We start from the raw sequence: 12,807 nt of genomic DNA, 5'->3' as shown, positions 1-12,807 counted from the left end.
TTTCGTTCCTATTCCATCGCTTTAACGGTAAAGGTCACCACACCGAAAATCTCCAGATTCTCTTCGCCGCTGGGAATGATGGCAGGCCAGCGATCGTTCATGGCAATCAGCCTGACGTCCGGTACAAGCTGAAGCTTTTTCACCGTAAATTCCCCATCGACGGCGGCGACCACGATATCGCCATGGCTGGCCATAATGGATTTATCCACGATCAGCAGGTCACCGTCATTGATCCCGGCTCCCGTCATCGATTCACCGCTCACCCGGATAAAATAGGTGGCGCCGGGTCGCTGAATCAGGAGGTCGTTAAGATCGAGGCGTTGTTCCACGCCATCCTGAGCGGAAAAGGGCAAACCGCAGGGCACACGTTCAAGGTAGAGCGGCAGCCGCATAACGGCGTTTCTGACGGCCGGTTGAAGTAGGTTCATCGGAGGACTCTCGCAAAATGACTGTATATAAATACAGTATTCGCATTTTGCAGAATCGACAAGCACGGGGCCGTTTTTTTTTCAGATGTGTGGGGATGCAGAACATTCTGCATTGACTTAATAGCCGCAATCCATGTCGCGCCGGTTAACTGAGCGAGGCGCCGCCCAAAATCCCGGTGAGCGATTGTCAGGTTTGTGCTTTTCGGCAGCTATTCCATCACGCCATTTTTATGGCGAACAATATCAGCCATCACCGCCAGCGCGATTTCTGCCGGTGTTTTACTGCCAATATCCATGCCGATCGGTGCATGAATGCGCTTAATTTCCGCTTCGCTGAACTCACCATAATCGCGCAGACGGCGACGCCTTTTCTCACTGTTTCCCGCCGACCCCATCGCGCCGATATAAAAAGCGGGCGTGTGGATCGCCTCCATCAGCGTAAGGTCGTCGATGCGGGGATCATGCGTCAGCGCCACCACCGCCGAATGGGCGTGGCAACCCTGCTGTTCAAGGTATTTTGCCGGAAAGATTTGCTGGATGTGGAGGGTCGGATGCAACAGCGGGGCAAAATTGTCGATAACCTCAGGGCGATTTTCCAGAAGAATAACGTCAAAGCCCAGCGCCCCGGCAAAATTCGCGCAGAAAACCGCCACGCTGGACAGCCCGGCCACAATCAGCCTCGGCGCTGCCGCCAGCGTCAGCGTAACCCTTTCGCTGTCGTAGTGGGCAAGCGTACTGCTGGCGTAGTCACAGCGTTCAAGGCTGATGCACCGTTCCGGCAGCCGGACTTCTTTGCGTAAGGCCACCGCGCCGCTCAGTGCCGCTTCCATCTGCTGAAGGCAAGCCTGGCTATGGGCGTCAGGCAGCAGATATTCGATCAGGATATCAACAACGCCGCCGCAGGGCAGTGCGCGGCCTGGATGCAAACCGCCTTCACCATAACGGATAATCTGGCTGGGCTGGCGAAATGCACCCTCGCTGAGCCGCTGGAGGAAATCCTCTTCCACGCAGCCTCCGGAAAGCGAGCCGCAATAGTTTCCCCCTTCACGAATCACCATCATTGTGCCCGGTGGACGAGGTGAGGAGCCAAAGGTACTGAGTACCGTACAGAGCCAGACGGGCCCCTCGAGGTTCCAGCGCCTGGCCTGCTCCAGGACCTGCAGATCTAAACGTTGCACTTCATTGCTCCCTGCGTAAAAGAACGGGTAGCCATCCACAGCGGTGGCGCATCAGGCGCACGCAACAGCAGTAAGCGGAGGCTGTTAAGTATGATGATTAAGCGTAGAGGAGATTGCTGACGGGTGCCTGCGGGTTGCGCAGTTCGTGGCTGATGATCACGGACTTCCGTTATCAGACTGACATTTACAAAGCTGATTTTTGGTATGTTCACAACAGGGGCAATGCGTTTTACTATGCTAACCTTCAGTTTTACCTGACAGGACTGACCGTTTTGTCTGTGTCTTACCCCAAAGCGACGGGCAGGCTGGCTTAACAGCGATGAAAGCGGCCCTGTACTGACATATTTGATGGAAATGTAGTGACTTCTTAATGATTTATATCATCGATGGCAGTATCGCTTACAACTCAGAAGACTGTACGCTGAGTCATATACCCACCCAGGAGTCATTAAGTCTCAGTATCTCTTCAGGCCGCCTGTTCGAATGCCTGCTGAAATCTGAAGGCGAAATACTGGCCCGGGATACGTTGCTGACGGAAGTGTGGGACAAATATGGTCTGCGCGGCTCGAACAGCAATCTTAATCAGTATCTGAGTATTCTGAGAAGGGCGCTCGCCGCCTATGGTTGCGAAAACCTTATTGTAACCATCCCCAAGGTTGGCATCCGGCTTAACGCTGAGATTACTATTGAGCAGATCGCGGACAAGCCAGCGCCCGTTCCTGAAACGACGCCCGTCGATGAGGTCATGCCGGAAGTGCTTCCGCCCACACCTGAACCGGCGGAGAAAGCGCGAACTCACTCCTCCAGGCTAAATCCCTGGCTTTTTTCGCTTATTATTGCCGCTATCCTGCTGGTGGGAATGGGCGTCTATTATCTGCTGTTCTCATCACCCGATCCTGAAATAACGCCGGTGAGTATAAAGCTGACCGGCGGCTGCGATGTGGTGCTTTTACAGGGGCTTGATGCGGCAGATCGTCCGGCGCTGGACCAGCAGATTCTGCAAATGCTGCGTGAAAACCATCAGCCCTGCGATACCGCCCGGCGCATCTATTTTGATAATAACACCTCATTTACTCCGCAAAATTACGGCAGAACACTGCTTTCTTCATGCCGGCTCAACAGCGATGGGCATGTTATTTCATGCGACAATTTCTATTATCTCGACTGGAGAATGAAGTGAAACGGCATACCGGTATGATTGTCGCTTTTATGCTGGCTGCGCTGGTGGCGCTTTTTATCGCCTCAGCCTGGTTTACCCATCGTGCAGAGTCATATCCTTTCCGCTGTGCGACATTCAATCGCTACGATCTCAGCCGTAACGAGGGGAAACGACTGGAGTATGCCGTCACCCAGGATCTGCGCTTCCTGAGTAAAAACTCAGGTTATCTGTTAATCAATGGCCAGGCGACGAACGGTGATGTAGACACGATTCTCAATCGAAGGATTATTCTGACTCAGGGAGAGAGAATTGACGGTAATACGTACCGCTATCAGATAAATAAAGTCGTGACCTCTTCTACCGATACCACGCCCGATGGCATGTTTAACGCGCTGCTGGCAGAACTTACGCTGGATCCTTCTTATTTGCAGCTTGATATCGTAAAAGTGGATGAAAAAACGTATCTCATGAGTGGACCGCTCTCTTATCTTTTTACCTGCCAGCGCTATTAAGCTTCTGGCGTTACCGGTTATCTCCTTTTTCTGCAAAAGCGATAACCGGTAACGGCCCTGCACCTGTCGATATCACCTCAGCCCCGTAAATGCATGCTCAATCCGCAAGGTAGGTAAATAGAAATATTATTTTTTATCTTCTTTAAAATTAAAAATTAACATCAAAAAATAAATAATGCCTTTTAATATTTAAATTGTGTGATTAGGCCGGGAATTGTCTTATAGGCGGCTTCAGGGGGACGCCCTGTTAAGCATATGCTTAAAAAACTGATGTTAACCCTGGTTTCTTCATTGCTGGCCGCGTCAGTTATCCCGGCAGCGAATGCCGTTGAGGGAAGCGTAAACGTGGGTAAAAACTTTACTGACGTGACTGTCGGAATGGGTCAGGAAAGTGAAGGTATCTCTATTAACGGTAACTGCATCAAGAGCAATGAAAACGGCCGTGAAAAAACGGGCGCGGAAGCCGGGCTGAATCTGAAAGCTGGCGCGGTCGATGTGAATGTTGGCGTGCAGGCTGACTATTCGTTATTTATCCAGCGCGGCCAGATCTTCTTCGGCGCTTTTCTCCTCCCCTTTCGCCTCTTCAAGCTTGCGTTGCTTGAAGGCGATTTTCCGCTGATATTTCTCAATTTTGCGTAAATCGGCATTGTTAACGGCGTCGTTGTAGTCGCGTTTCGCTTCCTGAATCTCTTCCTCAAAAATTTTTTACGCTGACCAGCATAAGACGCCCGTTTTAGCAGGTCTGGTGGGTAGCGTTATAGCGGAATATAGGCTTTGCCAAAAAGCCTGACAGATCATCAAGTGCCAGACGAGCTGACTCACAAATTGCCGTGCTGAACCTGGCAGCTGGATATAATAATCTGTTTAACGAAAATGTATAGAAGACTTGGCGAAGCGTGGCGCTTTTGACCATCTCCAGAAGTAGGCGATTCACGACAATAGGCGGGCAGATGCAGTAAAACCAGTAGGATAGGCAGTCCAAAATGACACTCTATAATTTTATTGGTGGGCGCAAGGATGCTCAGGAGTGAGAAAAAGATGCTCCTTGTTGCTTTTTCTGGCCTTCTGGCAGAACCTGGAACCAGTTTTTTAAAGCGGAATTCACACTACGAAAGGGAAGGGCATTAAGAAAAATCATAATTTTTATTATAATGAGTGGAAATCGAGGCAAGCATGATACAAACAAGAGAGTATAAAGACTGATATTTGAAAAGCGTTACAGGTAGTCATAATGTAAAAGAGTTAGACGCAATAAATCCCTTCGCTTTTTATTGGTTTTTTTATCTAAAAAATATATAAAATTTAGCATAAAAATCTAAATTTATTGTATTTGTATATTTAATTGTCTGATTTTTCGGGTGTGTGATTTACTTTCGATAAACCAAAATGACTTAACCTGTTATTTTTATCTGGAGGTTTAACATTGAACCCAAAAAAGTAATGCTCATTTCTTAAATGGTTTGTTTTTTATGGAATCTTTATTTTTCTTCTTTAGTAGTGTGATTTTTATAACATATGCTTGAAATTGACCTTGTTAAAATCAACTTTTCAGAAAAAAGTTATAACACAACCAGGATAACTTGGTTTATAGCTTTTAAAAACTGATTGTTGTCAATAAAATAGCACATTGAACTACTATTTATTGAATAGGTAGTGTTATGCCCTCCCTTTCGTGCTGTTTGTGGGATTGAATTTTACGGGTGGGGTTTTATTATAGCCAGCCAGGTCATTTACAGTCTTCATCAGCCAAGTGTGGAGGTGGTTCAGGCTAAATGCAATGCACCAGCGGAAAATAAAGAGATCATAAAAAAACAAGTTTTTATTAATTTTTTGATACTGATTGCTGGCTACGAAGCGTTGCTACGGGCGTCAGTGAGATTGAGTTAACTGATATGTTTAGAGTTACTGAAAATCATGAGCGAATCATCGATACATTGGCGGGTTATACGCAAATTGCAAATCCCGATGAAATATCGCGAGGCAAACGCCGTTATCATCTGACTAAAGATAATGTCCGTCGGGTCATGTTCATTCTCGATGGCGATTTTTTACTGAAATTGAAGGGAGAGAATAAGGTTCTTAATATCCTCTCCGCTCCCTCGGTAGTGGGCGTCACTCCTGCGCTGGATGATCCACCCGTCTACCTGGAAAGGATAGATTATGGCAAGATTAGCTTTATTGACTATGAGTCATTTTGGCGCCTGATATTTGAAAAGGATTTGTTTCATGATGCTATGTCCATCCTGTCAGGACAGTATTCAGATTTAATGAATTATATTCAGTTGCCCAAGGGTAACTCGCATGACGAAGTGCTATCCCTGATTGGCCGTTGGAAAAAACTGCCGCCGCATCTGAAGAAGCGTTTTTCAGCACTTTATCTGATTGAAAACAGTTCGCATCTTTCTAAAAGCTCCATTTCAAGAGTATTGAAAGAGTTAAAAGAAAAGGGAGAACTTGAGCTGGTTAACGGGAAGTTTATCTAGCCAAAAATAGTATCGTTATTTTGAGATGCCAGAAGGAATAGAAAATGACAGTTAAAGTAGTTTGCACGGATGAAGATTATTATTTCAGGCTTGGCATCTCTGTGATACTTGAAGAAACACTATTATCAAGTGTTGATATCGATTTTTCTTCAGGTTTTGATAGCGAAAGCCTGAAAGACGCTGATTTCATTATCCTCAGCGTCTCCCGATGGCGACTTTTTATGTGTCAGCCTGCCTATCGCTATCGAAAAAAAGGAAGTGTGCTGCTGGTTTTTGTCGATCGAACAGAAAGTATTATTTCTGCGCAGCTTCCGGTCTGTTATCAGGCTTTGACTGTCATCGATCGTACTGAATCTGTCCTAAAAGTCAGAGAAAAAATGATTAAGGCATGGGCGGTCGCGCGTGCGGAGGCGTCAAAAATCTACAGGCCGACAGACTGTATCAGATGCAGTTATGCACGAATGTCTCTGGTACAACTAAGAGTCATGAGTTATTTAAAAAATGGAAATACAGTGCGTGAAACAGCGGCATCACTTGGCTTATCTGTAAAAACGATTTACGCACATAAGTATAACGTGATGAAAAAATATGATCTCAAAGGCGATCGTGAATTTCATGCCTTACTTAATAATATCTCACTACTTGAGCTTTATATGGGGGTGATCAACGAAAGGGAACTTTAGACAAAGTTGGATTTCAACGTTGCTTCTGATGAGTAATAGCAGCTTTTTAATTAGCAGGTTTTATCAGTCGGCGTAATATTATAGAGTTTTCCTTTTTGCTTATTAACTGAGTCGAGGCTATAAATACATCCCCCCGTCACGAATGCGCCGCTGGTTTTCCCTTCTCCCCAGCGCGAATGCGGCGTTGTTGATGCGCAAAACAGGCATGCCTGAAAAGTAAAAGCACGCTAAGGCTGGCGTGCTTTTGTTACATCGTATTATTTAATAAACAACCCGTAAGGCATACGTATTTACAGATTCTTTCCGGGTGCTGACCTGATTTAAGACTGAGGGTTTACTCCAGGATATAAACGCGATCGGCGCTGATTTCGTTATGTCCATCATCACGATCGATTTCACCGGTTATCCGGACCTTTTTACCAATCAGGTAACGGCCATCATCATCGTCGTCATCCACATCAATACGGATACGGCCGGTTGAATCCTGTAGCCAGTAATGATCGTCATCAGCCCGACCGCTGATGGTTCCCGTTATCGCCACGTGACGATCGTCATGCATTTTTTTGGCCTGCGCGACGGTCACTTACTGTCGGGCAAAGGCGGATGTTGAACCGAGTAAGGTAAGAAGAATCCATAGCGTTTTTTTCATATATCATTCCCTTAATGAAGATAAGCAGTCCTGTCCAGGGACGGGTTCAAACGTAACAACGGCAACGATCACTCACCTCATCCCGTAACGGAACTCTGAGGGATGATCTCGTTATGTAATGACAAAATTCACCCGTCCTTCACGGTAATAATTCATGGGGAGAGGCGATCGGGCTCTGCTGATACGGCCATCCCTTTCAGATTACGGATTGAAGTCGCAGGATTATGCAGACCGAAAATAAATTCTGTAAAGTTCGCTGCATATTATTGTTGTAAGGTGCAAACGATGCTGACTACTTCTTCTACAAAACTTTTATTGTAAAATCAATAAGCTACAATGGATAATAATGCATGATAATTGTTGATTTCATTTACATATGCTCTTTTTTGAGGGCAATTATATTATCACCGGCATGAATGCTGGCTGCCACCTAACAAAAGCGGGCGGTGTTGAAGTGAAGTTGAGGGCTTATTCGCTAGAGTTCCTGTGTGGAACAACAGGATGGCGAAAGCAACACTGACAGGCGAATCACTGTCAGCAGGATGATACCCGCATGCCATGGCCGTAGACAGTTAACGAGTTACTTGCCTTTTTATCCTTCAACAGGTGGATACAAATTGCCTGCGCTATGCTGAATGAAAATCACAATGGGAACTTATCGGATGATTAAAAATAAACTAAAGCCAGGCGTTATTCTGGCAGGACTACTACTCACCGCATGTTCACAACAGAACGCCAAGCCACCGCGTTTGAATATGCATAATCCGGCTGCCGACTGGTGCCTGCAGTCAGGTGGAAAAACGTCACACCTTGAAACGGATGCAGGTACGACAGGCTATTGCACTTTACCCTCAGGGGAGCGGATTGAGCAGTGGGCACTCTTTCATCGGGATCATCCAGCCCGATAAGCTGGCCCGTTTATCAGCGCTACCCTGATGGCGTGCTCACCCTGTAAGGGGGCCTTGAGGCTGTCTCAGGACTCACACAGATCGCCGCTCTTACACTCGGGGCGGCAAAACGTTAACCGGTTTAAGGCGTTTGGTCTGTCTTCTTTCTGGCAAAGAGTCCATGTTCAGTCAGAACTATGCCCTACGCTTGCCCACCATAAAATAAAAAAACTTTAAGGAACGTGAAATACGCGCTGGAAAACTATCTGTACTGGCTTTCTTAAATATATATAGTTTTATGTATAAAAATTGAAAAGAAATTTATTTTAACTTTACCGCTGCTGATTATATAGCCTGAAAGGTTTCCTGTGAAAATTTATAATGCTCTGCTGATAAAAATCCTCATGCCAGATTTCATTATCATTTAAAATACCCATGTAATTAAAAATGCATTTTTTGATGATTTTATTAATGCTTTTATAACATGCATTCCGGTTTTGGTTTGATTTTTTATACGCGATAAAACAATGGCTTATGATCCGTTTTAGGTGGTTTTTGCGTTTCTTTAGGTTCTGATAAACAAAGGGCAATAAGAAGAGTTCAGATAAATTTTAATCGGGTGTTATTATCCTTTTGATTATAAATGTACTGATTTACATTTTTCCTTGAGGGCACTCTATTGAAATATTTCGGGGGCGTGGCTTTTTGCTGCACTGTTTTTATCTGTACTAAGTCTTATGCCGGTATTATGCGGCATGATGTTGACGTTCAGGATTACCGGGATTTTGCAGAAAATCTGGGAAGGTATACCGTCGGGGAAAGTCATTTGCCCGTATATAAAAAGGATGGCTCGCTTTCGGGTTATCTTGATTTTACCGTGCCTGATTTTGGCATGGTAGTAAATACGGGATTCAGCACTCTTGTGGCACCCTCTTATCTCGCCAGCGCGCGCCATAATACCGGCTATAAAACGGTGGGCTTTGGCAATGGCGCACAGTATGGCGCAACTTATACGCTTATCAATCGTAATGAGTCGGCCCTCGCAGACGAAGATTTTCATCTGCCGCGTCTGAATAAGGTCGTGACCGATGCGGCTCCTGTTGCCGTAGTGGAAAAATCAGAAATCAGAAAAGGGGATACCTCGCGCTACACCTGGTACACCCGTATCGGTGGTGGTACGCAGAGCCAGGTCAGTGACGATGAGACGGAACGCATTACGCTGAGCGCAGCTTATAACTGGGTAAGTGGCGGTACTATCAACGCCAATACTATTGATCTGCGGGAGACCTCTCTGCGGGCGACCAGTTACGGGCCCGATAACGTCCTTACTTCTCCGCTCTCAATAGGCACCATGAGTGGTGACAGCGGCAGCCCGATTATGGTCTATGACGAGCAGGATAAAGCCTGGAAAATCGCGGGTGTTCTGCATGGTGGCGTCGTGGATGACAAAATCACAAGCGAAACCAGTATATGGGAATATATTCCTGACGGTTATATTCAGAACATTATTGCCGGTAATACCTTACCTGATATTGTCGACATGGCGGGTAATGGATCTGTTTACTGGAATAAAGATGCCATCACCCAACTAAACACGACCTGGTCATGGGCCGGGCTGGATGCCGCTTACGCTGAAGTTGCGCCTTCTGCCGCCAGTAATGCTGAGCTGGACGCCACCAAAGATTTGCGATTTAACGGTGCGGGCGGCGCAATCATCCTTAACGCACCGATCAATATGGGCGCGGGCAAGCTCCAGTTTTCCAATAATTACACCGTGAAGCCTGCCGATGGACTCAAGGCCAGCTGGGCTGGCGGCGGCGTTGAGGTTGACGCGGGCAAAGAGGTGCTCTGGCAGGTTAATGGCCTGGCCGGCGACGCGCTGCATAAAATTGGCGCAGGCACGCTGCATATCAATGCCGAAGGCAGTAACGCAGGTAGCCTCAATGTGGGCGATGGCACGGTGATCCTCGATCAGCGCGCGGATGCTTCGGGGAATAAACAAGCTTTCTCATCAGTGACCTTAGTCAGCGGCCGTCCGACAGTCGTCCTTGAGGATGCGGAGCAGGTTGCGACCAGCAATATCTTTTTTGGCTACCGTGGCGGCAAGCTCGATTTACATGGCAACGCGTTAAGCTTCAAAAAAATCAACCATACCGATAGTGGCGCAAGCCTGGTAAACCACAACCCCGATCGCCGCGCAAGCCTGACCCTCACTGGCTATGAAAGTGCCGATATTGCATTAAACAAGTTCAGCGGCAGTAATCCCAGGGGCACGCCGGGTTCAATTTATGTCTACAGCAACCCCTATACCAAAGATACCGAGTATTTCCAGCTAAACACTGAGTCTTACTGGTATTTCCCGACCGATAAAAGCTCTACCGCGACCTGGACCTATCTGGGAACGGACCTCAATGTGGTGATCGATTCCCGTTTAGGCCAGCTGAATCAGCAGGTTTTCCGTGGTTTTCTGGGCGAAGTGGACGAAACGGCCACCAACGGGGCGCTGGACGTTACCCTCACCCCTGAGAACGCAACAGCGATCACAGCCCTGACAGGAGGAATGAACCTCAATGGCAACCTTACCGCTGAGCAAGGGACGCTTGTTCTTTCAGGCCAGCCGGTTGCGCATGCGGGAGGCGTCGTCATTGATGATGACTGGGCAACGTCGCTGTTTAAAGCCACGGAAATCAGCGTGGGCAAAGGCGCGGCTTTCCAGGTTGGCGAATATGCGCTTGTGGAGGCAAATGTGGTTGCTGACGAGTCGGCAAATCTCGTTTTCGGCTATAACGGCAGCGGATCCTCTGAGGAAAAGAGCTGGCGTTGTTATGCTGTTATTTATCAAGACGACGCGGCCTGTAGCCAGCCTGTCCGCGATGCGGATTCGTTATCGCTTCTGCCGGCAAGCCTGGTGGTGGGCGATGTCCGGCTGGCGAACAATGCCAGCCTTTCTCTCGGGAAAGTGAACTATCAGGGGGCTGTCACCTCATCCGGCGTGACCCAAATGGCAATGAATGGCGATGCGGGCTGGATGATGACGGATAACAGTCACATCAGTACGTTGCAGGCGGATAGCGGGGCAACGCTTTCTATGGTACCGGCTGGAAACTGGCATGCAAAAACGCTCAGCGTGGATTCACTGGATGCGTCAGGCCTCAGGGTGATGTTAGGCGTGAAGCCAGAAACGCTGGAAAGCGATCTGCTCACTATTAAAAACTCAGCCACTGGAGGCAGTAACCTGCTGGATGTGAGCCTGCTGGTTGATGCTGGTAAGCCGGTTGCGCTCGTTCAGGATCTGGTGATGATTGATGCGCCAGCAGGCACGTCGCATGACTATTTCACCTTTGCTGACAGCTACAGTGGCTTCAGTGTCTATCAGCCCAATTATCAGGTTAAGGATGAGAACGATCGGGTGAAGTGGGTACTTGAGCATAATCAGACGGTACAGCCCGAAGAGCCTAATCCTGCTACGCCGGATACCGGCACTGTAGCGCCAGCGCCGGGTGATACTACGCCGGATACCGGCACGGTAACGCCAGCGCCGGATAACTCAACGCCGGATACGGGAACGGTAACGCCAGCGCCGGATGACACAACGCCGGATACAGGAACGGTAACACCGGCGTCGGGGGACGCTACGCCGGATACCGGCACTGTAGCGCCAGCGCCGGATGACTCAACGCCGGATACGGGCACGGTAACGCCAGCACAAGATGACTCAACGCCGCATACGGGCACGGTAACGCCAGCACAAGATGATGTGAAGGCGGAAACCGGTGCGGACACGCCGAAACCGGGCGAAAAAACTGAGGCGGGCGGTCAGGAAAAAGCGGAGTCAGAAGCGTCAGAAGGTCAGACCGACACGGTGAAAAAGCCGGCGTTCAACCCGGAGGACTGGTTCACCATTTCCGATAATCAACCGCTTATTCAGAATACGCGGGCAATGCTGGCGTCGCGGCAGTATATCTTTAGCGAAGCGGTCAGCCAGCTACATAACCGGACAGACCGGCTACGGACATCGCCGGACAGTAGCGGCTCCTGGGTCACCGTTGAGCAAAGAAAAGGCCGCTTTCTCGGCCTGAATGCCCGCCAGCAGACGCTCAATCTGGGTTGGGATCGTCAGGACGGAACGCAGATAGTGGGCGTAAGCGCCAGCTACACACAAGGGCAGGTTGAAGGTGAGGGGAAAGGGAAAGAAGATCACCGTCTGGCTACCCTGGGAGCCTATTATTCATGGCAGTCTGAGAGCGGATGGTTTGCTGATGCGGCCAGCAGTGGAATGTATCTGAATCAGGAACTGACGCTTGATCCTGCGCTGGGGATCAATGGTAAAAAACGGGATAGTCTCATGCTGGCTGGTGGCTTGCGAACCGGTTATCAGTTCAGTTTCGCTAACGATGCCCTGATGATTTCCCCGTTTGTTGGCGTCAGTGGCGGTATGCTTTCTGGCTACTCAATGAAGGGGCAGGATGCGGACGTTTCTCTCAGTTCCGGCAATGCCTGGTTCGGCAATGCGGGCATCAGAGTGCAAAAACGCGGCCTGGGAGCAGAACTTAAAAATGTGAACCTGTCCGCTTCCCTTGCGTACCAGTATTCACCGGGAAAAAACGGACCCACAACGACGCTGAAAGATCGCCATGCAAGCCGTCAGTATGATGCCTGGTCCGATAATCGCTATCGTGCGAATCTGGGGATTGAAGGCGCTATCACGCCGGATCTCTCCGTAAACGCGAAGGTGGAAAGCAGTTTTGGTGGCGTGTTCAAAACGGACTACAGTGGGCTTATCGGGCTTTCTTATCACTTTTAAGCGTTCACAGAGCATCATGTCACC

General features: G+C 48.5%; 10 protein-coding genes. 7 read left to right on the top strand and 3 right to left on the bottom strand.

The window, feature by feature from the left end; genetic code table 11:
- Positions 1-8: 8 nt before the first annotated feature.
- Both umuD and EA20_RS0105865 read right to left on the bottom strand, forming a co-directional pair.
- A complete protein-coding gene (umuD, locus tag EA20_RS0105870) occupies positions 9-428 on the bottom strand; it encodes a translesion error-prone DNA polymerase V autoproteolytic subunit (protein ID WP_024965946.1) in 420 nt (139 codons plus the stop codon).
- Between the two features lie 209 nt (positions 429-637).
- Complete coding sequence (locus tag EA20_RS0105865; protein WP_024965945.1) at positions 638-1,606, bottom strand: XdhC family protein; 969 nt, start codon at positions 1,604-1,606, stop codon at positions 638-640.
- Between the two features lie 370 nt (positions 1,607-1,976).
- Between EA20_RS0105865 and EA20_RS0105860 the strand changes: the two genes are divergently transcribed.
- From EA20_RS0105860 to EA20_RS0105840, 5 genes are all read left to right on the top strand, one after another.
- A complete protein-coding gene (locus EA20_RS0105860) occupies positions 1,977-2,786 on the top strand; it encodes a winged helix-turn-helix domain-containing protein (RefSeq protein ID WP_024965944.1) in 810 nt (269 codons plus the stop codon).
- On the top strand, positions 2,783-3,277 hold the full coding sequence (locus tag EA20_RS0105855; RefSeq protein WP_024965943.1) for a FidL-like protein: 495 nt from the start codon (positions 2,783-2,785) through the stop codon (positions 3,275-3,277). The genes EA20_RS0105860 and EA20_RS0105855 overlap by 4 nt, the downstream gene beginning before the upstream one ends.
- A 255-nt stretch (positions 3,278-3,532) precedes the next feature.
- The gene (locus EA20_RS0105850) at positions 3,533-3,916 is read left to right on the top strand and encodes a YfaZ family outer membrane protein (protein ID WP_024965942.1); all 384 of its coding nucleotides are present in this window, start codon (positions 3,533-3,535) and stop codon (positions 3,914-3,916) included.
- A 1,253-nt stretch (positions 3,917-5,169) separates the two neighbouring features.
- Positions 5,170-5,760, top strand: coding sequence for a helix-turn-helix domain-containing protein (locus EA20_RS0105845; RefSeq protein WP_024965941.1), 591 nt, complete (start codon positions 5,170-5,172; stop codon positions 5,758-5,760).
- Between the two features lie 44 nt (positions 5,761-5,804).
- Entirely contained in the window at positions 5,805-6,443 is a 639-nt protein-coding gene (locus EA20_RS0105840; RefSeq protein WP_024965940.1) for a LuxR C-terminal-related transcriptional regulator, read from the top strand.
- Positions 6,444-6,777: 334 nt separating this feature from the next.
- Here EA20_RS0105840 and EA20_RS19550 read toward each other — a convergent pair whose 3' ends face one another.
- Positions 6,778-7,026, bottom strand: a complete 249-nt coding sequence (locus EA20_RS19550; RefSeq protein WP_255342939.1) for a NirD/YgiW/YdeI family stress tolerance protein — start codon at positions 7,024-7,026, stop codon at positions 6,778-6,780.
- Between the two features lie 701 nt (positions 7,027-7,727).
- Here EA20_RS19550 and EA20_RS21265 point away from each other — a divergent pair.
- Positions 7,728-8,000 carry a DUF333 domain-containing protein gene (locus EA20_RS21265; RefSeq protein ID WP_369699780.1) on the top strand — a complete coding sequence of 91 codons (273 nt, stop codon included), beginning with the start codon at positions 7,728-7,730 and terminating at the stop codon, positions 7,998-8,000.
- Between the two features lie 676 nt (positions 8,001-8,676).
- Positions 8,677-12,783, top strand: coding sequence for a S6 family peptidase (locus EA20_RS21070; protein WP_255342948.1), 4,107 nt, complete (start codon positions 8,677-8,679; stop codon positions 12,781-12,783).
- The last annotated feature ends 24 nt before the right edge of the window (positions 12,784-12,807 follow it).

The organism is Pantoea sp. IMH (genome assembly GCF_000599885.1).
In the GTDB taxonomy this organism is placed as follows: domain Bacteria; phylum Pseudomonadota; class Gammaproteobacteria; order Enterobacterales; family Enterobacteriaceae; genus Erwinia.
The sequence above is the reverse complement of the archived record's forward strand: the minus strand, read 5'-3'. Positions and strand labels throughout refer to the sequence as shown.

Excerpts from the sequence above, each read along its gene's own strand:
- EA20_RS0105860 (WP_024965944.1), top strand. The coding sequence starts at position 1,977 with ATGATTTATATCATCGATGGCAGTATCGCTTACAACTCAGAAGACTGT.
- EA20_RS0105850 (WP_024965942.1), top strand. The coding sequence starts at position 3,533 with ATGCTTAAAAAACTGATGTTAACCCTGGTTTCTTCATTGCTGGCCGCG.
- EA20_RS0105840 (WP_024965940.1), top strand. The coding sequence starts at position 5,805 with ATGACAGTTAAAGTAGTTTGCACGGATGAAGATTATTATTTCAGGCTT.
- EA20_RS21265 (WP_369699780.1), top strand. The coding sequence starts at position 7,728 with ATGAAAATCACAATGGGAACTTATCGGATGATTAAAAATAAACTAAAG.
- umuD (WP_024965946.1), bottom strand. The coding sequence starts at position 428 with ATGAACCTACTTCAACCGGCCGTCAGAAACGCCGTTATGCGGCTGCCG.
- EA20_RS0105845 (WP_024965941.1), top strand. The coding sequence starts at position 5,170 with ATGTTTAGAGTTACTGAAAATCATGAGCGAATCATCGATACATTGGCG.